The organism is Noviherbaspirillum aerium, from assembly GCF_008929045.1.
Classification (GTDB): Bacteria; Pseudomonadota; Gammaproteobacteria; order Burkholderiales; family Burkholderiaceae_D; genus Noviherbaspirillum; species Noviherbaspirillum aerium.
Genome location: NZ_VFAH01000035.1, coordinates 1 through 23,310, shown reverse-complemented (window position 1 = coordinate 23,310; position 23,310 = coordinate 1). Strand labels below are relative to the sequence as shown.

Annotated in this window: 10 protein-coding genes and 1 pseudogene; 5 read left to right on the top strand and 6 right to left on the bottom strand. The window is 55.1% G+C overall.

The features are described from left to right. Nucleotides 1-304 precede the first annotated feature (304 nt). On the top strand, nt 305-5,608 hold the full coding sequence (locus tag FH061_RS27695) for a RecQ family ATP-dependent DNA helicase (RefSeq protein WP_225984931.1): 5,304 nt from the start codon (nt 305-307) through the stop codon (nt 5,606-5,608). Nucleotides 5,609-6,134: 526 nt separating this feature from the next. On the opposite strand, the gene FH061_RS27690 is transcribed toward FH061_RS27695, so the two are convergent. Together FH061_RS27690 and FH061_RS27685 are read right to left on the bottom strand one after the other, a co-directional pair. After that, nucleotides 6,135-6,476, bottom strand: a complete 342-nt coding sequence (locus tag FH061_RS27690; RefSeq protein WP_151639068.1) for a hypothetical protein — start codon at nt 6,474-6,476, stop codon at nt 6,135-6,137. Between the two features lie 242 nt (nt 6,477-6,718). Beyond that, on the bottom strand, nt 6,719-9,649 hold the full coding sequence (locus tag FH061_RS27685) for a Tn3 family transposase (RefSeq protein WP_151639067.1): 2,931 nt from the start codon (nt 9,647-9,649) through the stop codon (nt 6,719-6,721). 824 nt (nt 9,650-10,473) lie between these two features. On the opposite strand from FH061_RS27685, the gene FH061_RS27680 reads away from it, so the two are divergent. Continuing rightward, complete coding sequence (locus FH061_RS27680; RefSeq protein ID WP_151639066.1) at nt 10,474-10,779, top strand: hypothetical protein; 306 nt, start codon at nt 10,474-10,476, stop codon at nt 10,777-10,779. A 169-nt stretch (nt 10,780-10,948) separates the two neighbouring features. Here FH061_RS27680 and FH061_RS27675 read toward each other — a convergent pair whose 3' ends face one another. Further along, nucleotides 10,949-11,362 carry a response regulator gene (locus tag FH061_RS27675; RefSeq protein WP_151639065.1) on the bottom strand — a complete coding sequence of 138 codons (414 nt, stop codon included), beginning with the start codon at nt 11,360-11,362 and terminating at the stop codon, nt 10,949-10,951. A 162-nt stretch (nt 11,363-11,524) separates the two neighbouring features. On the opposite strand from FH061_RS27675, the gene FH061_RS27670 reads away from it, so the two are divergent. Beyond that, entirely contained in the window at nt 11,525-13,453 is a 1,929-nt protein-coding gene (locus tag FH061_RS27670) for a hybrid sensor histidine kinase/response regulator (protein WP_225984930.1), read from the top strand. Nucleotides 13,454-13,931: 478 nt separating this feature from the next. Then, the gene (locus FH061_RS27665; RefSeq protein WP_192805287.1) at nt 13,932-16,109 is read left to right on the top strand and encodes a hybrid sensor histidine kinase/response regulator; all 2,178 of its coding nucleotides are present in this window, start codon (nt 13,932-13,934) and stop codon (nt 16,107-16,109) included. A 650-nt stretch (nt 16,110-16,759) separates the two neighbouring features. Here FH061_RS27665 and FH061_RS27660 read toward each other — a convergent pair. Next, nucleotides 16,760-19,159: a hybrid sensor histidine kinase/response regulator gene (locus tag FH061_RS27660; RefSeq protein WP_151639063.1), complete on the bottom strand. Its 2,400-nt coding sequence runs from the start codon at nt 19,157-19,159 to the stop codon at nt 16,760-16,762. Between the two features lie 621 nt (nt 19,160-19,780). On the opposite strand from FH061_RS27660, the gene FH061_RS27655 reads away from it, so the two are divergent. Continuing rightward, nucleotides 19,781-22,504 (top strand): ATP-binding protein, encoded by a 2,724-nt coding sequence (locus FH061_RS27655; RefSeq protein WP_151639062.1) that lies wholly within the window; start codon nt 19,781-19,783, stop codon nt 22,502-22,504. Between the two features lie 210 nt (nt 22,505-22,714). Here the strand turns inward: FH061_RS27655 and FH061_RS27650 are convergent, their stop codons facing one another. Beyond that, the gene (locus FH061_RS27650) at nt 22,715-23,140 is read right to left on the bottom strand and encodes a hypothetical protein (RefSeq protein ID WP_151639061.1); all 426 of its coding nucleotides are present in this window, start codon (nt 23,138-23,140) and stop codon (nt 22,715-22,717) included. A gap of 52 nt (nt 23,141-23,192) precedes the next feature. After that, nucleotides 23,193-23,310: pseudogene (locus FH061_RS27645) on the bottom strand (IS5/IS1182 family transposase); the annotation flags it as partial.

Genomic DNA, 23,310 nt, shown 5'->3' with positions numbered 1-23,310 from the left:
CAAGGATTTGCGCAGCCCAGCCAGAGGCGGGCAGGCCCTACCTCTCCAGCATTTCTACGCCGGCACGGGTGTCCGAGCAGTGCAATGTCGATAAGTGGTAGCCGGCAACATGCAAGAAGCGCTAAGGCGACGATTCTTCAGAAGTCGAGGCTGTACATCAAAACACTCGCTTAAGCGGCGCCGTCGTAGTGCCGATCCCGCTTCGGCGCTAGTACCTCAATCAGCCAAGTCTTCCCCTCAACCCAAGAAATGGGTTTTTAGCAGATCTCCAGTTCTTTCATATTGGCAACTTAACAAGTAGAATGTGAAGCTAGGTGTACAGAAAGGCCATAATGAGGGCCTCGTTTCGGGCAATATCTCTTTCAGGGCTCTCATTGTGACGACGCCAGCCTTACATTCTATTGAACCTTCCCGCGTCGACGGAGAGCATCAAGATCAAGATGCCAAGTCGAACGCGGCCCTGCCAGTCACATCGCTTTCGCCATCGCAGCGCCCCGCGTTGAACCCGCGCTGCGTCTCCGTCGATCTCGAGGTTGGCATCAAAGACGCGAAGATCCACCGTTTTGCCGGGGTCAGGGGTGACACCGACGCATCCTACGTTTATCAAAAGGGTGATTTGCTGGCGGCGCTGGCCAAGCTCGATGAGGTTGCCGATGGTGCCTCCTTCCTGCTCGGCCATAACATCATTGCCTTCGATCGGCCGCACCTCGCCGCCGTCAAGCCAGATCTTCGCTTGCTCAGCCTGCCGACGATCGATACGCTTTGCCTGAACCCGCTGGCATTTCCACGCAACCCCTACCATCGCCTGGTCAAGCATTATCAGGACGGGAAGCTGCAACGCGGGCAGTTGAACAATCCTGAACTTGATGCCCGGCTTACGATCGATGTCTTTCGCGATCAGCTCGTAGCATTCAAGGAGTTGGCGCAGGAAGACCCTGACCTGGTCACTGCATGGCATTGGCTTACCACTTCGGACAACACGGTTTCGGGCCTGAACGCCTTCTTTCTGACCGTGCGGCGTGCTGCCCGTCCCACCGATGAGGAAGCGCACATCGCCATAGGCCGTCGCATCCAGGGCCAGGCTTGCGAGACTAGCGCACGTGAGATTCTTGCCACGGCAAAAACCCACGGCTGGCCGCTAGCCTACGCCTTGGCCTGGCTTTCCGTCGCTGGCGGCAACTCGGTGATGCCACCATGGGTCCGCCATCAGTATCCAGAAGCTGGCCACATCGTACGCCGGTTGCGTGATACCGCTTGCAGCGCTCCGGACTGTACATGGTGTCGTGAGCGGCACGACCCACGCAAGGAGTTGAAGCGTTGGTTTGGGTTCCCCGAGTTCCGGCCGCAACCCGCCGATGCTTCCGGTCGTCCTCTGCAAGAAGTGATCGTCGAAGCAGCCATGGGGAGACACCATGTTCTTGGCATTTTGCCAACAGGCACTGGGAAATCGCTCTGCTACCAGATTCCGGCCTTATCACGCTTTGACAAGACCGGTGCGCTGACGGTCGTCATTTCGCCGCTTATTGCCCTTATGGCCGATCAGGTAGCTGGCCTAGAAGCGCGGGGAATTGGTGTGTGCGCCGCCATCAACGGCTTGCTATCCCTCCCGGAGCGCGCCGACGTGCTCGACCGGGTGCGGCTGGGTGACGTCGGGATTCTCATCGTCGCGCCTGAACAGCTACGCAGCAAGGCCGTACGTAAGGTGTTGGCGCAACGCGAGATTGGCATGTGGGTATTGGACGAAGCGCACTGCATTTCGAAGTGGGGTCATGACTTCCGTCCCGACTACCGTTACGTCGGCCGCTTCATTCGGGAATCGGCAAAGGGGGACGTCGCCGCCCCAGTACTCTGCCTAACTGCCACGGCTAAGCCAGACGTGGTCGTAGACATGCTTGAGCACTTTCGCACCAAGGTTGGTATCGAATTGACCGTCTTCGACGGTGGCGCGAGCCGCGACAACCTTGATTTTGCAGTGGTGCCGACCACACCGGCCGACAAGTTTCCCCACCTGCATCAGATATTGCAGAGCGAACTGCCGGAAGACATGCCCGGCGGCGCGATCATCTACTGCGCCACCCGTAAGCAGACCGAGGAAATTGCCAAATACCTGCAAGAGAAAGGCTTGGCAGCCGACTTTTTCCATGCCGGCCTGCCGCCCGAGACCAAGAAGGACGTTCAACGACGCTTCGTGGAGGGGGAATTGCGGGTCATTACTGCCACCAATGCTTTCGGCATGGGCATTGACAAGCCGGACGTGCGCCTGGTGATCCACGCCGACATGCCGGGCTCTCTGGAAAACTACCTGCAGGAAGCTGGGCGCGCCGGCCGCGACCGGGCACCCGCACGCTGTATCGCGCTTTACACAGCTGAGGACGTGGAGCGCCAGTTCAGCATGTCGGCGCGCTCGCGGTTGACTCAGAAGGAAATCCAGGCTGTCCTTAAGTCCCTACGTGCGCTGGAGCGCAAGAAGCAGGCAACCGGAGAGGTGATCGCGACCGCGGGTGAGATCCTTGCCGAAGATGCGGAGGGTGACTTCGAGCGCGATTCGGCCACGGACGACACCCGGGTTAGGACCGCTATTTCCTGGCTGGAGGAAGCTGCGCTTCTGACCCGTGAAGAAAACCACGTTCAAGTCTTCCCATCGTCGCTGCGGATAGCGACGATGGACGAGGCAAGAGACAAGCTGAAGAAGCAAGCACTGTTCGACGATTACCGTCGCCAACTGTTGGCCATCATCTACGCCATGCTGTCGGCTGAGGCCGACGAGGGCATTTCCACCGACGAGTTGATGGGTGTAGCTGGCCTCTCCGCTGGCAAGCTGCGCACCGCGCTCTATGACCTCGAACGACTGGGTATTGCCAGCAACGACACAGGCCTGACCGCCTTCGTGCACAGTGGAGTCAATCGCTCCTCCCAGAAGCGGCTGGAGGAAGCGATCGCCCTGGAAAACGGCCTCATCGATCTGATGCGGGAAGTCGCTCCAGACCTGCAAAAGGGGGAAACTTCGTTGCTGCAGCTACGGCATACCACTCAGGCGCTTAAGGACCATGGTCACGCTGGGGCTCTTCCGGACAAGATTTCCCGACTGGTCAACAGCATCGCGAGCGATGGTCGTAACGAAGATGGTGGGCTAGGGAGCCTGCGTCTGCGTCGGCTCGACGCTGAAAACATCCAAGTCACGTTGCAGCGCGATTGGACACACTTGGCGAGGACCGCGGACTTGCGACGCCAGGCGGCCGCCCTGGTCCTGCAGCACTTGATCTCGGTCTTGCCCTCCGGCGCCCGCGGCACAGATTTGCTGGCCGAAACCACGCTCGGTGCCCTGCATGCCGCACTCAAGACCGATGTCGTTCTGGTCAGCCAGGTCAAGGATTCCGCCAAGCTGCTAGACCGTGCCCTACTTTGGCTACACGAACAGGACATTATCCGGCTCAACAAAGGCCTGGCTGTTTTTAGGCCGGCGATGACCATCCGGCTGGGTAGCGAGCGACGCGGTTTTATCAAAGCCGACTTTGCGCCTCTGAAGATGCACTACGACGAGCAGGTCGTGCAAATTCACGTCATGGCGGAATATGCGCAGCGCGGCTTGCAACAAATGAACGACGCGCTACGCCTCGCCAACGACTACTTCAAGTTGGATAAGGAGGAGTTTCTGCGCCGCTGGCTGCCACTGAAGCAAAAGGAACTGGAGCAGCAGACCTTGCCCGCCTCCTACGCAGCGATCGTCGACAGCCTCAACCACCCGGTACAGCAGCGCATCGTCGCCGATGATCGTGAGCAAACCAATGTGCTGGTGCTGGCTGGCCCCGGCTCGGGCAAGACACGGGTCCTGGTGCACAGGATCGCCTATCTGGTGCGGGTCAGACGTGAAAATCCCCGCGGCATTCTGGCCCTCGCATATAACCGCCACGCCGCTGTCGAGATCCGTCGCCGCTTGGCAAGTCTAATTGGTGATGATGCGAAAGGCGTCGTGGTCATGACTTGCCACGCATTCGCCATGCGCCTCACCGGGACCAGCTTCCGCAAGCATGCGGCAAAAGACGAACAAGCCTTCAAATCGGTCATGCGTGAGGCGGTGGCGTTGCTCAAGGGCGAAGGCGCGGCCATTGACGAGGCCGATGCTTTGCGCGATCGTCTACTCGCTTCATTCCGATGGATCCTGGTCGATGAATACCAAGACATCGGACTGGACCAGTATGAACTCATCGCGGCATTGGCGGGGCGCGCCCGTTCCGAGGAGGATGGCCGTCTCTCGCTGTTTGCCGTCGGAGACGACGATCAAAACATTTATGCCTTCGACGGCGCCAGCGTGGAGTTCATTCGCCGCTTCGAGGACGACTACGCTGCTAAACCGGTATTTCTGGTCGAGAACTACCGATCGACCGGTAATATCATCGCGGCATCGAACCAGGTCATCGCACCTGCACTGAACCGCATGAAAGCGGACCACCCAATCACCGTCAACCACAGGCGCGGCAGTGAAGACGCTGGAGGGGCATGGGCGAAGCTGGACCCTGTAGGGCATGGACAGGTGCTGATCGTCGAGGCGGGTAAAGACGATTTGTCCCAAGCAGAGGCCGTCATGGCCGAGATGCGTCGCCTCTTCGAGCTCTCGCCTGAGCGGGATTGGTCCCGCATGGCCATCATCGCGCGCGAGTGGAAGACCCTTGACCCAGTGCGTGCCTACTGCGAACAGCACGGCATACCTGTGCAGATGGCAGATGAAGACACCGCACACTGCTGGCAGCTGCGGGAAACGCGCGCCTTGGTCGCATGGCTGCGTGGCCGCCCGGGAACCATCGTCACCATCGACGAGATCCAGTCATGGTTGCTGGGGCAGTCGACCAATCCCTGGTGGACCCTACTCTTGGAAGCCGCCGAGCACTATGCAGCTGAGACAACGCATGCCGAAGTATTGGTGGATCATTTTAACGAGTGGCTGGCGGAATGGGGGCAAGAGGTCAGGCGCCGGCAAAACGGATTGCTGTTGTTGACGGCGCACCGTGCCAAGGGCCTAGAGTTCGACCATGTCGCAGTATTGGACGGCAATTGGCGACGCTCAGGCCCATCTGAGGATGGCGATGCGCCGCGGCGGCTCTATTACGTTGCCATGACCCGTGCGCGCAGTACACTAATTCTAGCCAGGCTCGATGGTCGCCAAGGGTTCTGCGAGGAGCTGCTTACGAATCCAGCTGTCATGATTCGCCGGCCACCGCGGCCGTTGCTGCCGCAACAAGCGTTACGCAGGCGCTACCTGCGTCTGCCATTGAAACATGTCGATCTCGGTTATGCTGGTCGGCGCCATGAACAGGATCCTCTCCATGCCGCGATTGCATCGCTATCCGCCGACAGCCCGGTCACGCTCGAGCAGAACGCCGAACAATGGGAGATTATGGACGACAAGCGCCGCGTCGTCGGCCGCCTCGCGCGATCGTTTCGGATTCCCGATGGCATGCGGTTCTTGTCTGGCAAGGTGAACAGCGTCATCGTAAGACGGTGCAAGGACAGCGATCCGACGTTCCAGGCGTCGCTCCGGTGCGAGCAGTGGGAGGTGATCCTGCCAGAACTTGTGTTCGAGCCCATCATTCGCCCCGACGCGTTACGGTAATTGTCAACCGGGTTCAACGGGGGAATTGCACCTTCCGGGCGTTAGCGCGGTTGGGCACTCCCCTTTTACAATGACGGGACTGTTTTCGTTACCAGACCTACGCTCCACACTTACTTCATATCGCATTGTCAACATTGCCACCATGGCGGAATATTTTCGCAAGGAAATGCGAAGGAGCTTCAATCCCTTCCAATCACAACGCGGTTGGTCAGAATTTTCTCTGACACTGAAGGTTGACAACCCATGTACCCCTGTTTGACGGAAGCCTGGAATTTCGGGATGCCGATCTATCCTGCCCGCGCAAGAATCTCGAATTCGGCTGCTTCTTATTCAATTCCGGCCGTTGGCGTTAGGCAGAATCATTTGTGGAGGCGACCCTTTGCAATCGTTCACTTTGAAAGAATTACTGTTATCACGAGCGCAGGGCTGGAAAACTGCAGCTTCAACGCATCGCCATCTCCCCTTTTGATTGTGAGTCTCACACTCGATGAACTATTAGTTGTACGTAGCGTTTGCATAGGAAATTTTATTTAGGTGCATTAGGTGCACTGCACTGGCCATACACGTTGAATGCGTCTGCAGCCACTGCAATAGCTCCAGCAATGCAACCAATGCCTAGCGACCCGACACAAACAAAAGCTCCTGCTCCAGTGGACAAAGCAAGCGTGGCGATTGCCATCTTGCACTTATCAATCTGTCCGAGTCCTGCAGCTGAGACGACTTTTTCGGCCATCGTGAGTGTGATATACATCGAGGCTTTTGCAGGAGTCATACCGGCAACCTTAAGTAAACCAATTGATTTCAGTGTCTGACCTGTCGCGAAATTTACAAATTCAAGACCCTCAGAACCGAGGGTTTTTGCGGCCATGCCAGAAATAGCCACGCCTTTCTTGGCGACTGCTGAGGCTAGCTCAACCTTTGTCTTTGGAAATTGGGGTCCCCTCGTTTTCCGTGCAGTTTACGACGGTAGGCGGACCTAGCGTTTATGCGGGTTTGCGGGAGGTGCTTTTCAAATAGTCTTATTAAATCAATGACTTGCTGTCTACCCCCCTTTTCCGCTTCCGGCACTGTATCCAAGCTGGCCAGCTTCGGTATGCGTCTGTTGGCGAATCAGGTTCCAGTAGCAGGTACCGCTGAGCTGGTCGGCAGAATCCGATGCTCGTACTCTGCTAAAGGGAAATCGAACGTTCCCCGCAAATTAATGCCTTCCAGTGCTGTCGGCGCAATCCTGCGCAAATCGTCTGGAACTAACGCCTCTCCAGTCCTCGCTTCTATCTGGTCAACGGCTTGCTGCATATGCCGGGTGTTCCAGGCCATCACTGCGTTGGTCAACAACGATAAGCTTGACGAGACAGCGTTAAGCGCCTCTGGCCGCTTGGCAAGGTCGGTCGGGATCTTCCCAATATGAATAGCACGCTGTACGACATGGACAGCTTCTCCACGATTGAGCGCGTGTTGCAGCTCTCGTCTGAACGATGCATTGGTGTGGTAGTCAATCAGGAAGATGGTACGCAATAATCGTCCTAGCGCGACGCCGGCAGCGTACACCGGCTCGCTGCGAGCTTCACTGCCAAAGCGTTGCAATGCCTGAACTGCTGTGCAGCGTCCATTTTGAATGGATGCCGCAACCCGTACAAATTCGTCGTAGTTGTCGCGGATGACGTCCAGATCAATGCTGCTGGTCGCAACGGGGACAATACTTGAAGGAACAGCAAGGCCTTTCGGCACGCACAGCCGGCGTTCACGCACATGGGCCAGACGCGGACATAGGTCAAACTGTAGCGCCTTGGCCATCGCCATGGCGAAATCCGTATAGCCATGCGTATCCACGGCTAATTGCGCGACATCGCTGGTACTGCCCTGGCGCACTACCCCTTCAAGTGCCGCACCAGCCTGGCGCTCCTTCAACAGGATCGGCTGATCGTAGAAGACACCCCACCGGTCCCGTACGTGAGTATAGACGCCGATCGACGGTGTCCGTCTGCGCGGATCCGCGCGTGCCTGCCATACCGAGCGTGAAGTCTCCAGGCTCATCATGTCGGCGGATGCCAGATCGCCACGGCCCCAGTGCGCCGCGACCGGATGGCGGTGCATGTAAGCGAGAACAGCGTCCGATGCATCCCTCAGAAGCCGTTCGTCGGCAATCTTGTCCATCATCTGCCGGATCGCCTGAGACGACAATTCCGGGATCATACGCGACACATCGGCCGCTGAAAGTGATGTGCCATGTGCAAGAATAGCAGCGTATGTCAGTAGCAATTCCGAGCGGGACTGCGGTTCACGGCCAAGCAGAATCCAGGAAAAACGAACGTGGCTATCTATGTCAAGCAGGAGGCGTGGCAGCTGCGCAGTAGGACGACCCTCGAATATGGCTCGACGCAAGGTTGCAACATGCGCGTCTTCGGTGTCAGGAGCGAGCCGTGCCAGATGCACGCCATCATTGTCGATGGCCACCTCCCCTGCCCGGCTGGCTGCATCCAGGCGCTTCATGCCCTGGTTTAACTGTTTTACGATCTGATCCAGATAGACTTGGGGGTCCTGTGGCAAAGCTAGGTGTCCGTAAAAATGATTACGCTTGGACTGCCATTCCGTCGATGGAATCAGTAAGGTGGTTCTGCTGCGGAAGGAAAAGCTGTGATTGATGTAGACGGAACCGTTACGCAACGCTACGCGCAGCCCGAACAGCGTTGCCCATTCAAAGGCACGTAGTGCATTGACCCGATCCTGTCCATGAATGAGGTCATGCCATGGTCTACCCAAGTCGATTTGAACTTCGTGTGGCAAGCCATTGCTAACATCATCCTTGCCGTATAACTCGCGAAGAACCGCAAGCGCATCAAGCAGCCGGTGCGGCGTCTCGCTAGCAAATGGAAGCGCGACGAGCTTGCGCAGCACCTTTCTGGCCTGCGTACTCTTCGTCATTAGCTGCAGACGCACAAGCTTACGTCGGCTTGATGCCCGACGTGGCAGCGCTTTGTCCGCGAGTTCCTGCAGCGAGGCGCGTAGCTCGTCAGCCGCCAACTCGGGACTAGCGGCCAGTTCCTTGATTGCCTGCACGAGTTCGGCAAGCGTCTTTGCATCATCCTGACGGCCGTTGTCAATTTGCTTGCCGGCGTCGTTGGTCACGTCCGCCAGCCACCTTCGTAGCATTTGCAGGAGGTGATCGGTCGCTGCGCATAGCGAGTAACGCATGAAACAGGCAGCTTCAATCCGTCTTGTTTGCGGAGCCAAGCGTTTGTTGGCGGAAGGCGTTCGGCTCGCGCAGCGTCGTGCATAGTGACGAATCAAGGATTCGTTGATTGCCTCCGGCCATTGTGCATCCACGTGAAGAAGCCGAAGGAACTGGACCTTGCCGAACAACTCGTTCATTTGCACGGTAGAGTTCCGAACTGGAACAGACCATAGCCATTCCTGTAAGCTGACGCGGTCTTGCGTTCGGGCGACCAATCGTTCGTTCCAGTAGTCGGATAGTACTGGTCCTACCGTGTCCAGGAGAACCTGCTCCAATCCGTCTTCATGGGCGCGAACTGCCTCGGCGATCAGCGTCCTCAACAACCGGTCGCCTGCAATCAGAATTCGATGCTCATATAACCAGGTCTTGATCTGGCTAAGCAGCATGGAAGGATTCGGGCGTCCGTTCAGTGTTTCCTTGAGCCAGCGGATAAGGTACCTGCGCTGATGTTCTGTCATGACACCAAAGCCAAGACATTGATAGGCTGACTGCTGATGATCGACCAATGTACGCGGCCGCGTTTCGTAAAGCGAGCGCAGAGTACCTATGTCGAGCGAAGGTACGTTCAGTCGTTCGGCGAGGTGTTTCCAGAGTACCTTCGGAATTTGCTTGTACGCGTCCAGCGTACGTCCGGCCATGCGGACGAACCCGATATGAAGGGCCAGCGCCAGGCGGTATAGGTCCGAGCGCCGCGAGTCAATCAGTTCGATCTCCTTGGGCGAAAAGGTAAAGAAGATGTCCAGTTCGAAGGCAGTGAGATCGGAGGGTATCTGTCGCAAGCCAAGATAAGGTACGCGCCAATGGTCCATTGTTCCGTTGCAAAAAAGGAAAGGACCGGAATCTTACCGCCTTAGGCAGGGGTAGACAGCAAGTTATTGATTTAATGAGATTATTTGAATAGCGCTCGCCGCAAACCCGCATGGATGCTTGGTCGCGCTACCGTCGTAAAATGCAGCAAAAACGAGGGGACCCCGGAATGCATAATCCATATAACGTAGTCTGCATGGTGACAGAGATGCCCGTCGAACTGGATGTTGTCAGTTTGATATATCGCATAAATAGAGAGCAAAGAAATTGTCATCAATGAAACAATGCGCCCAGCAGTAGCCACACAAAGCTCGCCTGCATTGCCATTTTATCAATGGATCAGGCCTACCTCCGTCGTGCTGTGGACAGCGCTGAACGAACCGGGTGTGACTTGCGGTTAATCCGCGACGACATCGAGACACCCCCTTCCCAGGTGCGCGTACCTAATGACGGTACAGCACCGGGTCATCTGAGTGAAGGTGTCCCAGGCATCGCAGCAGGCATCAACGTGCTGCTCATAGCTGTCGTAACATCGATTTGCCAAGCTGCGGACCCGCAGCTGCCACCACAGTTGCTCAGTCTGATTTAGTTCAGGCGAGCCGGCAAGAAGCGGCAACAAAGATAAGTTGGGCAAGCGCGCCCTCTTTGTTGTCGTATGCCGCCAGCACGGTCGAGTAAAGCGAATCCTTTGATGCGCCTCAATAGAGCTGCTTAGAACACTAGCGGGCAACATAGGTCTGTCTGATTCCTTACGCGCTGTCTAAAAGTGTAACGCGGGCGCAATGCGCCCATCTACAGGACGAGCATATCTGGGCTTTGTATTTCAATGAGACAAGATGATGAAACGAGCGAACGACTCGCCCGGATTGAGGATTTCAGTATATGGTTGCGGCAAACGGCACCAGGCTGGACTATTTCGCTGCCCGAGGTACAACATTCCGCGGCTGGAACGGCATACATTACATTTTCTCTTTGCCGCGAAGGGCTAGCGGTCAGTCTCTGCGACTCGCCTGAAGATGCGCTGGCGAAGATGCGTGATGATCGTCTTTTCGCTTTGTACTTACAGCGTGCATACGGCATGCTGGTTCTGGAAAAGAAAGGCCTCAACAGCGCTTTTAACGAAGCGACATAGGACGAGAATGGTCCATCACTTCCGCGCCGGGGTGGTGAACGACCATTTCACTTGCCAACTATACGTCTCTACTGGAGCAACGATCTGAATCGACAATCGCTTGAAGCGGATCGACATGTGCCGAATGTCTTCATACTGCAATGCCTGATCTGCGCTACATTCATTGACCTCAGTGACGGATGAACCTTGAAGCAATACCGCACATGGTCTGAATAAAGTGCTGTATATCCATTGGCTTGACTACATATTCTTCGATCCCCAACGCAATCGTCGTATGAATATCAGCTTCGATGGCTGACGCAGTCAAGACCACGACTGGGATTGATGCAAGCGTTGGGGTGGCTCTTATTGTCCTGAGCACAGTAATGCCATCAATGGCGGGCAGTTTCAAGTCCAGCAACACCAGGCCGGGGTTTTCGGTGCTCCTGTGCTGATGGTTTCCCCGACAGAGAAGGTAGTCGAGCGCTTCCTCGCCATCCTTTGCAACGATGACCTCGTTGGATACTCCACATCGTTTCAGCGCCAACAGCGCAAACTCGATGTCGTTCGCAGCATCTTCAACCAGCAGAATTGGACGGCTCATTAACCTAAATCATTTTTCATGGAGAAACAGCGAAAGTCGCCTAAGCGGGTGTGAACCGACCCGCAATTGAAGGTACGCAATTCAAAGTGCTTATCATACAAGCGTATCTGGCCACGCGAGTGTACCATTGCTCCTTGGCCAAGCTTGCACCCGAAGTATTATATGAATGACAACATCTCGAACGATACGCCCCACTCACCGTCCTCCAAAATGACGGTCGAAAGTCGATTCCAATTGCTCGTTTCGGGCATTAGCGACTACGCCATCTACATGCTGAATCCAGAGGGCATTGTGACGAGTTGGAATGCCGGCGCGCAACGCTTCAAAGGCTATACAGCCGATGAAATCATTGGCCAACATTTTTCCCGGTTCTACAGACCCGAGGACCAGCAGTCCGGCCTGCCAGGTAAGGCACTTGAGACTGCGCTCAAAGAGGGCAAGTTTGAATCAGAGGGATGGCGCGTGCGCAAAGACGGGACACAGTTCTGGACCAGCGTGGTCATCGATCCGATCTACGACACCACTGGCCAGCATATCGGCTTTGCCAAGATCACCCGCGATGTGACCGACCGCAGGAACGCGCAGGAAGCCTTGCGGCAAAGCGAGCAGCGGTTCCGCATGCTGGTGCAAGGCGTGACGGATTATGCGATCTACATGCTGTCGCCTAGCGGTGAGGTCACCAACTGGAACCTGGGCGCCCAACGTATCAAGGGGTATAGCGCGGAAGAAATCATCGGCACCTCTTTTGCGCGCTTCCATACACCGGAAGACCAGGCCGCAGGATTGCCTGCAGTCGCCCTGGCGACTGCAGGCAAGGAAGGGCGATTTGAACGCGAAGCCTGGCGTGTGCGTAAGGATGGAAGTCGGTTCTGGGCGCATGTCATCATCGATGCGATCTACAACGATGATGGAACATTGGCTGGCTTTGCCAAGATCACACGCGACATCACGGAAAAGAAAGAAGCCGCGGAAGCCCTGGAACGGGCGAACGCGGCGTTGTTCCAGTCACAAAAAATGGAAGCCATTGGCCAGCTCACCGGCGGTATTGCTCATGATTTCAACAACCTGTTGTCCGTGATTAGCAACGGGCTGGAAGTGCTGCCGCTAAAGACAGCGGAGCCGAGTGACGCGAAGATCGTCGACAGCATGAAACGCGCAGTCAACCGTGGGGCCACGCTGACTCAGCAGCTGCTATCCTTCGCCCGGCAGCAGCCGCTGCGTCCGGAAAAGCACAATCTGAATAGTGTGATCAACGGGTTCGAGGCGGTACTACGCCGCGCCGGCAACTCCAGCATTGCTTTCAGCATGAATCTTGCAGAAGATCTGCAATTGGTCATGGTTGACATTCCCCGCTTTGAAACGGCATTGCTCAACTTGGTCGTGAACGCGCGCGATGCCATGCCAGGCGGCGGGGCCATCGAGATTGCCACGTCAAACGTGACATTGGCTGAACAACAGATTGCTGGCCTGGCTGCTGGTCATTATGTGCAAGTGTCGGTAACGGATACGGGAACCGGCATGCCGCCGGAAGTGATTGCACGTGCATTCGAGCCATTCTTTACCACCAAGGAGATTGGCAAAGGCACTGGTCTAGGTCTAAGCCAGGTGTATGGCTTCATGCAGCAGTCCGAAGGCAGCGTGGGGATCGCATCAGCGATCGGCCGTGGCACCACGATCAGTCTATATCTACCGGCACTTGATGAAAGCGGTGGCGTTTCTGCTGCAACTGAGGACGCCAGTGAGAAAGCACTGGTCGTCGATGATGAACCGGACGTCATGGAAACAGCGGCGGCACTCTTCCGCAGCATCGGTTACGAAGTCTTTACGGCCAATAGCGGAACTGCTGCACTTGAGATACTGCAGCGGACCAAGGACATTGCTATTCTGTTCTCCGACGTCATGATGCCAAGCATGACGGGTATTGAACTGGCAAAGCGGGCTCGCGAGCTCCGACCAGCCATGAAGATTCTGCTGGCGTCCGGCTATCCCTTGCCTGCCTTGAAGGCGCAACATAGCGGCATTGATGAATTTTCCTTCATGAACAAGCCGTATAAGCTCGCCGAACTCGCCAAGAAACTCCGGCTGGCATAGCGGCACATGGCAAGATTGAATAGCAGCGCACGAAGCTCGAGGTTGCGGCACAGGCGAGGCGTGCTGCAGAAGACTAACGAGGTTTAGCCTAGGGACGCAACCGCGAACAGTTCGCTGTAGAAACTGATATACCAATGGTAGCGATGATCGGCGAGACGAGCTGAGCGAAGGTGCCTGGAAACCTGCTCACAAATACGACGATATCCACGCCAGTTGAAAGCCAAATCATACCGACAGCTCGTAAGCCCGGTGCACGTCCGTACTTCTGTTCACGATAACAGGATCGATGATGCGCCGAGCCTGTTACTCGCGCCCCTTGAACCGTTCATGCAGACAAACCAAGATAGCAACACGAGGACGCCGCTTGCCGATAGCCAACTTCTATGGTTACATGTGATGTGATTGTTGTATATTCAATCCCCTTTCAAGCTGAATTTTCTGCAAGATGCGATTTCGAAAGCAGCTCTTTATCCTTGTCATGTCCGTGCTCATTCCTGCAGCGCTGGCTTCAATACTTGCAGTCTGGTATGTTTATCGGGAAGAGCAACGGGGTCAGGAGAGAGGTCTGCGGGAGGCCACACGTACTTTTTCCCTTCTAGTCGCGAACAACCTGCAAACCCAAGAAGGTATCTTGAAGACACTTGCCAACTCCACTGTGCTTGAGCAAGGAGATCTTCAGGGGTTCTATGCCTTTGCGAAGAAGAACGCGCCTACATCTGAGACGGCAATCATACTTATTGATAAAAATAACAAGTACTTGTTCAACACTCGTGTGCCTTTCGGCACAGAGTTGCCGGCAACGCGTTCGTCTAACCTTCCCGAAATTAAAGCGCAACACCGAGGGGAGCAAACGCTCATCTCCGATGTCTTTCGCGCTCGCCAAGGGGGCACATTCGACTTTGCACTTCAGGTGCCCGTTTGGATCGCCGGCGACATCAAGTATTACCTTGTCATGAGCATCAACGCCAGTGAGATGCAGTCGCTCCTTGTGCAGGCGGGCTTTCCGAAGGAATGGCTGGGCGTCATTGTAGACAGAAATGGCGTTATCGTAAGCCGCACCAGGAATCCGGAACAATTCGTTGGAAGACGCGCGACCGACAGCATTGTGCGCCAGCTTAATGATCAGCCTGAAGGCATGTTTCACAGTGTGACGTTGGATGGTCAGGCGGTTAAGACCTTCTTCCATCGAGTCCCACATGCGCAATGGACTGTCGTGTTGAGCATTCCGGAATCCGAATTGAGGCAAACACCTCTTCGCGTCGCAGCGTTCCTGGCAGCAGTGATGGCGCTTTTGCTCGGCTTTGCCCTCATCGCCGCCCGGATAATCTCAGCCAGGGTCATGAAGCCGATGGAAAAACTGAGTGAGTCGGCGGATCGTTTAGGGCGTGGTGAAGAAGTGCCGTATGACACGCAGGGGCTGGTCGAAGTGGATGCCGTTGGCGAGCGCATGGCAGAGGCAAGCAGGAAGATCCGGGATCATCAACTGGAACTGGAGAGGCAGGTAGCACAAGCGATAGCCAGTACAGCGCGCGCCGAACGCGCACTGTTACAGGCACAGAAGCTGGAAGCGGTCGGCCGCCTTACCGGTGGTATTGCACATGAATTCAACAATCTCCTGCAAACACTCGCTACCGCCCTCCAGCTCGCCAAAATAGTATCTAACCAGGAACGGGTGCACTCTCTCATCGAGACCTGCAATAAAGCGATAGAGCGCGCCACATCGTTGACAAGCAAACTCAGTTCCTTCGGGCGCATCCAGGACGCAAAACTGGAGACGCGGAACCTGACCACGCACATTGCGACGGCTGAGCAGTTGCTGCGCACCACCCTTCCCTCGCATGTACAGCTACAGATAGATATTTGCGAGGAGCTCTGGCCAGCCAAGGTCGATCCCACACAATTTGAACTTGCACTGATCAACCTCGTGATCAACGCCAAAGATGCGATGCCTGCTGGCGGAATGATCAGGATTCATGCGGAAAACGAAACGCTGTGTCCTCCTTCCCCTGAATTGCAACCAGGAGACTATGTCCACATTCAAGTCATTGACACAGGATCTGGCATGAGTCCCGAGGTCATGGAAAAAGCGCTCGATCCCTTCTTCACCACAAAGAGAATAGGAGAAGGTACGGGACTTGGGCTGCCGCAGGCCTATGGCTTCGCACGACAGTCGCAGGGCGTTTTGCTGCTGCAGAGTTCCGAGGGCAAGGGTACGACGGTTAGCATCTATCTGCCTCGATCTACCAGTACGGTAGTAGAAGACCGGGAGTCGGCAAGAGAAGTTTCCACACCTGCCGCGCGCGGCCGGCTCTTGTTCGTGGAAGATGACACGCTTGTAACGGACGCCGTGGTTCCTGCCCTTGAACAGGCGGGTTTCACGGTATTGACTGCGGCTGATGCCGACCAGGCGCTGGCAGTGCTGGAGTCAGGCGTTACTGTCGATGCTCTGTTTTCCGACATTGTGATGCCCGGTTCCACTAATGGCAGAGCTCTGGCCGAGGCGGTAAGGGCGAAATATCCCAATATAAAAGTGGTGCTTGCTACCGGGTACTCTGAGGAACGTATTGCGCTACCGGGCGTGAAAATTTTAGCGAAACCATACGAAGTTGCTCAGCTAGTCGAGGCACTAGCGGGTGCTGTTAGTTATCAACCTTGAGTTGCAGCGGAAGATCTTGACTGTCTCTTTTGGAATGCTTGAGAATTGAAGGGCTAAAGGCATACTACAGAGTATTCAGTGTCAGGCTTCACGCTCCTGAAAGCAGACCGCTTATGGCCGTTCCAGATTCGCACTTCGACTCACGTTATTGTCGTTGATGGGCCGCAGTGTGGAATTAGCTAAGCCTGAATGAAGATGGAGATACCGGTCCTAAGCGGGAGATCCCTTTTGCGGGAAGGCGCCATTCAATGTTACGCATCCTCCATCGATATGGCGCAGAGAAAAATCACATTCAACCCAAGGCTCAGAATCATTTTTTCATTTGGATATGGAGGAGTGTCAAAATACCAGTACACACATCCATTCAGCGTACTGCCTAAACCGTTCAACCTTAAGTCACTGCAATGCGCGTTGGATGAGGTGAACCTCCCTCAGTCGGCTAGTTCCTGAAAACGGGGGCGTGGCAATGGCCTTTTCTGCAGGAGGTACCGACTAGGACGCCATCACGAAGCTTAAGATGAAATGTCATAAGGGATTGGAATTGTTATCCGTCCCTATAAACCGACGACTACTTGTCCCCATACGCAACGGGTTGCAAACGGACATGCTGCATGTTCACGTTCTAATTACTAACCGCCCGCACGAGCAGGTCATTTGTGTACCCTCATTAGCAGTTCGCTCAATTCTCTCGTATCCATCGGCTTGACAAAGTGATGCGCGAAACCGACAGCTCTGGACAGAATGCGGTCATGAGCTTGACCATATCCAGTTAGGGCGATGAATAGTGCATCACGTGTGGTCTGGTCTGCACGCAAGCGCCGAGCCAGTTCATAGCCATCGATCTCCGGTAAACCGATGTCGAGTATGAAAACCTGGGGTGGTTCTTGCTTGGCAGCTAAGATTGCAGCAAGCGGATGCGACTGTACATTGACCCTGTGGCCCTGTGCCTCCAGTAAGACGGCCAGCGACTCTGCCGCATCGACGTTGTCATCGACAATCATGACACTTACGGTGGTTGTCCGCATCCCCTTGTAGCCCTCACCCGTGACAGGTAACCGCTCCTGCTGTCCTGTAGTAATGGCTGGCAAGGTAATAGTGAAAGTACTTCCCGAGCCTGGCCCGTCACTGTATGCCCTCGCTGTGCCTCCGTGAAGCGCGACCATCGTCTTTACAAGAGCGAGGCCTATGCCTAGCCCACCTTGCGAACGGTCCGGCGTTCGTTCTGCTTGTGTAAATAGATCAAATACATGCGGCAGTAGCGTACCATCGATGCCAATGCCGTTATCGATGACGCTAATGTTGATTTGTTTGTCGTCAGAGCTGACCGTCAGCGTTATTTCGCCACCTTGCGGCGTGTACTTCGCGGCATTGTTCAGCAAGTTGGCGATGACCTGTATCAGCCGTGTCCGGTCGCCCTGGACCATTGGATTCGATGAGTCCGTCCGTACAGTTAAACTATGATGCCGTGCCTCGATTAGAGGTCTGGACTGTTCAACAGCACTCGATACGGCCGCCTTGACATCGACGTATTCCATTTCCAGCTGTACCAGACCACGCGTGACACGCGAGACATCGAGCAGGTCATCGACCAGAGACGTCATATGCTTGACCTGGCGGCTGATCACCTCGCTCGCCTTCCGAACACCGCTATCGCTGACAGCCATCATCCGCAACATTTCAGCGGCCGTGCTGATCGGCGCTAGCGGATTGCGCAGCTCATGTGCCAACATGGCGAGGAACTCATCTTTTTTTCGATTCGCCTCCCGCAACTCTAGTTCAGCCTGGTAGCGTTCAGTCACATCCACCGTGACGCCACGCATGCGCGCAGCACGGCCGGCGCTGTCGTACTGCACCTTCCCCCGACTGTCGAGCCAGACCTGCCTGCCGTTGTCGGGACGGTTAAAGCGCACGACCTCCTGGTAGGTGCCCGCTCCCTCCAGTGCTTGCCGATGCGCCGCCGCAATCTTTTCACGGTCTTCGGGATGGATATACTCATTGATCACATCCATTTTAGGTGGCGAGCACCCAAGCACCAGCATGATGTTGTCAGAGTATGCCAGTTCGCCCGTGGCGAGGTTCCAGTCCCAGACCACCATCTTTGTCGCATCCATACCATCGCGCAGTCGTTCCTCGCTTTCACGCTGCGCGGCTTGGGCCTCGACAGAGTCAGTCACATCATATCCCTGCGCAAAAATACCGATCGTCGTGCCATATCGGTCTTTGTAAGGCTGATAGACGAGATCAACATAGCGTTGGGTAACCGGCCCGTTGCGCTCCCGCTGGACAGCGATCGGCATCGCGCGAGCCGCCCACGCTTCTCCAGTCGTATAGACTTGGCTCAAGAATTCCTCGTAACCCTGGCCAGCCACCTCTGGCAACGCTTCCCAAACGGCCTTTCCGATCAGTTCACGATGCCCGACCAGTTGGTAATAGGCTTCATTCACCATCTCGAAGACGTGCTTCGGCCCCATGAGGACCGCGACGAAGCCTGGCGCCTGGTTGAACAGGCTCCGCAAGTGCTCTCGCTCGTTATTCAGGATACGTGACAGCGCTTCGTGCATCTGTGCGCGATTAAAGTTATCAGCGTTACTGCTGCCTGGCGACGTGAGCTGCAGCGTTGCAACCTGGGATTGTTCGTCGAATCGATATAGTTCGGTAACATCCACCGGATTCTGAACTACGAGTACAGGCTTGCCATCGTCGCCCATCACGGGCGTATGCACCGTGCTCCAGTAGCGCATCTCGAACTTCCTGCCTTCCGGCGTTTCTACCGGGACCGCATACCGTACGAAAGCGGTCGTGTCCGGTTCACCCTTTGCCAGAGCGCGCAGCAACGATCCTTTCACCTCTGCGATGTCGGTCGCGCTCGGGTTATCGGGATCTTCAGGGAAGGCCTCGAAGACATAGCGGCCGACGATGTCTTCCTCGGTTCGCTGGACCGACCGCAGGTAGGCACCGCTAGCGCCAACAATCGTGAGGTCCGGCGCCATCACCAGATAGGGATACGGCGAGGCCCGAAACAGTGCTTGGTAATCGTCGAGGGTCATCATAGACAGATTTTCTCATGACTGTCGATCGCTTGAGTTCCATTCATCACCTAAACCGACCCAAGACGCACAAGGTGAATAATTTCATGATTACAAGCCTGAATTCCATCAAGAGTACACTATTGCCCCAAGCCACAATCGATAGAGAAACGATTGGAAGGCCTTTTAGTCTCGTAAAATGTTGTCATAATTTAATTCTCTACATAAATTTCATACCTTTAAGGGCTGGTGCCCATCGGTAAAAGTCCCAGAGCTGCGATGCAATCGGTTCCTTATAGGGTGGCGACCCAGCGGCCGGAGGACTCGCTCAATTCGCTGGTTACCTGCGCTGATACGGCTCTCTATACGGTCGAGCATAAATGCCAAAATCAAGCCGCGCTGAAGCATGGACTGGTTATTTATGGAAATTTCTGCAAATTGCACGCTGGAATTGCAATTAAAACAACTTCCGAGTTGTCTATAGTCAGTTCTATCTTTGGAATGCAGAATTTGGCAAACTGAGTGCCTCGTCGGACGGCATTGGGTAAAACCTCTGTTTCTGCAAAGATACGCCCAATAAAAATCCAAAAGGCTCACGTGTTAGTTCACCGAAACAATCTCGAAGTTTACTCGCTAGATACTTCCTTGATCGAGGAAGTCCAGAGGATGACCAATGCGGCTGGGCTTACCGCCTCACTCAAGAGCACAAAAGAACACGAGTTCGTATCGCCCCTTGACACGACTTTTGCGATACTTATTGACGCGACAACGCTCGGTAATGCGCTGCAGATTGGTGCAAACATTCGGCAAAGCTCGGATGTTCCTCTGCTTTTCCTTACTGACTCACCGGCTCGGACCAACAATTTTTCATTGCAAGATGCTTACGGGCTTGAAGACGTTGATCATTTTCTCTGCCCTGTTGATCCTGTGATCCTTCAAGCCAAACTCCAGTTTTGGCATCGATATCAGAACCGTCAACAGCACTTATCCTACTCAACCTCTAGGGAGGCGGCTATTCATTCCGAAGGTCGCTTTGAATCGTTGGTCCTTGCTACATCAAAGGTAGTATGGACCACGAATCATACCGGTGCAGTGGTAGCTGACTCGCCGTCATGGCGCCAGTACACAGGGCAAACGTTCGAACAGTGGAAAGACGCGGGTTGGCTAACCGCCCTTCATCCAGATGACCGTGAACGGGCAGCCAAACAGTGGCAGGATTGTATTCGTACCGGCGCCATTTATGAAATCGAATACCGTGTGCGGCGCATAGATGGTCAGTACCGATGGCATCTGGCCCGGGCTGTCCCGGTCTATCATGACGACGGGTCTGTATTGGAATGGGTCGGAGCCAACGCCGACATCACTGATGCCAAGCATGCCGATGACAAGCTGCGCCAAAGCGAATATCTCTACCGCGCCATTGCCGCAAATCTTCCTAACGGTGCAGTTTTCGTGGTCGATGCCGACTACCGTTATCGGCTTGCTGACGGGACGGCATTGCGTGAGGTCGGCATGTCGTCTTCAGAGATTGAAGGCCGCACGATTTTTGATGTGTTTGGCAGGGATGAAACCGCCCAAGGTATCAGAGACTATCGAGCCGTACTAGCGGGTGAGCCATTCCGTCGTGAACATGAGGTTCGAGGCCGTCATTTCGTTTCTCACGGGACGCCAATCAAAGGCGCTAATGACGACCGTTATACTGCACTCGTAGTCTCCTACGACATCACCGAGCGTAAGCATGCCGAAGAACGGCTGCAACTTCTGGATAGGATCAGCGAAGCCACCCGTGAGGCAGGTTCTGCCCACGCGATCATGACCGTGACTACCCGCATGCTGGCACAATATCTTGGTGCAACACGCTGCGCTTATGCAGATGTCGAGCAAGATAGCGATCGGTTCACTATACGACAGGACTGGCACGAGTCAGGCACCCAAAGCACCGTTGGTGAATACTCGTTGCAACTTTTTGGTTCTCGCGCGGTAGCCGATCTTTATAGTGGTCATCCGCTTATTCTCCGAGATATCGATAAAGAGCTATTGGCCGATAACGGCGCGGATATGTTCAATGCGATTGGGATCAAGGCCATCATCTGCTGCCCCCTGGTTAAGGATGACCGGCTGGTTGCAATGATGGCTGTGCACCAAAGCAAGCCACGAAGCTGGAGCGATGGTGAGATCGGCTTGGTCGAAGCAGTCGTGGAACGCAGCTGGGCGCATATCGAGCGAGTGCGGGCGACAGAAGCATTGCGCGAAGCAGATCGTCGCAAGGACGAATTTCTAGCTATGCTGGCCCACGAGTTGCGCAATCCGTTAGCCCCCCTTAGTGCGGGCCTGCAGCTTTTACGTATGACGCCACATGAGCAGCCAGGTACGCAAAAAACGCTCGACATCATGGAGCGCCAATTAGGTCATATGGTGCACTTGATCAACGATCTTCTTGATATATCGCGTATCAATCAAGGCAAGATCTCTCTAAAGCGGGAGATCATCAAGATTGATGACGTGGCCAGATCCGCTTGTGAAGTGGTGTTGCCGAAGATTGAGGCACGACGCCAACACCTATCGATCAGTCTCACGACTGAGGCCTTACACATCAATGCCGATGCAACACGCATGGCCCAGGTACTTAGCAACCTTCTCAACAATGCGAGCAAGTACACGGCGGACGATGGCACCATTGCGTTGTCGACACAACTGATGGATGGTAGAGCTGTTATCGAAGTCACTGACAACGGGATGGGTATACCACGAGAGATGCTGTCAAAGATTTTTGGTATGTTCACTCAGGTCGATCGGAACATGACACGATCCCATGGCGGCTTAGGCATCGGTTTAGCACTCGCTCGGCAACTGGTTGAAATGCACGGTGGAGAAATTTCGGCGCAAAGCCCAGGCATCGATTTGGGAAGCACGTTTCGCGTTGAAATGCCCGTCGTAGCTCCGCCAGAACAGGTTACTGGCGACAGCAGCGATGCTCCTCCTTCAAGGCCAATGACGGTCGATGAAGTCACTCGTCGTTTGCTAATCATCGACGACAACGTGGATGCTGCAGAAACACTAGCTACGCTTTTGCGTGTCAAGGGACACGAAGTTGTGACTGCACACACTGGATTGGAAGGCTTGGAATTGGCATGCAAGACCCACATTGAGCTCGTTTTTGTCGATATCGGATTGCCCGATATTAGTGGGAATGAAGTTGCGCGAACGATTAAAGCCGCTAGGGATAACGATAAGACTGTGTTGGTTGCAATTACCGGTTGGGGGAGTGAAGATAACAAGCGAGAAAGCCAGATGGCTGGATTCGACTTACATCTAACCAAGCCAGTTAGCCGTCAACAAATCGAAGATGCTCTCAAATTGCTCAGATAATCTGCCGCATCCTATTGTTTATTGCAAGGGCATAAGCAATGCCCTTATCAAATGACGACTAGGGACTTCGCTCATTGATACGTCATTGGTACATCCGCATACAACAGGGGCAAATTGCCGTACCCTGGGGTTTGCTGTCGGTGAGTTGCCGACCGGCTGAGATCCATGCCGCTGCGAATCGTCAAGCGTACTGACGGCGTGTTTCAAGGGCTAGACGATGAACTTTGACACCACTTCACAGACAATGTGGCCGGTCTGCAGGTCGAATGACCGCATGGTGGCGCGGTACACATCGCCGGTGGCGTGATCGAACTCGGCCGGTTCCGCTGTTCCGTCGGGATGTACGCAGCCGTCATTCCTGAAAATCCCGATTGGGAGCAGAATCTCGCGTTGCGGCCGGAAGTAATCGGCCAGCATGCGGACGCTCGACGCAGCGGTGCGCGAACTCTCGGGCAGACTCGGATAGCCGACTCCCTCATACAACCACCTACCGTCGCTATCCCGGTGAAAAAGGTTCTGGTCCGCCATCAGCACCAGCGTGCCCGAGGGATCGACCGCGCACCATCCCGAGCCCTGGCGTCCCATCCCCGGCACGCCAAGCTTTTTAAACATCTGTCCATACTGGTATCTGATCATATGCACTCCGTCACAAATGTCTGTCGCTGCCCGGGGGCTGCTAAGAGCGTGCTCAGTATCTTTTTAGCAGGAGAGCGAGGAACGCGAGGACAATAAACTGTTCGCTGGTATGCAGCTTTCGCTCACAGTTCTTCCATAGCCTTCTGCACTTTTCAAGCCACGCAAAGGAC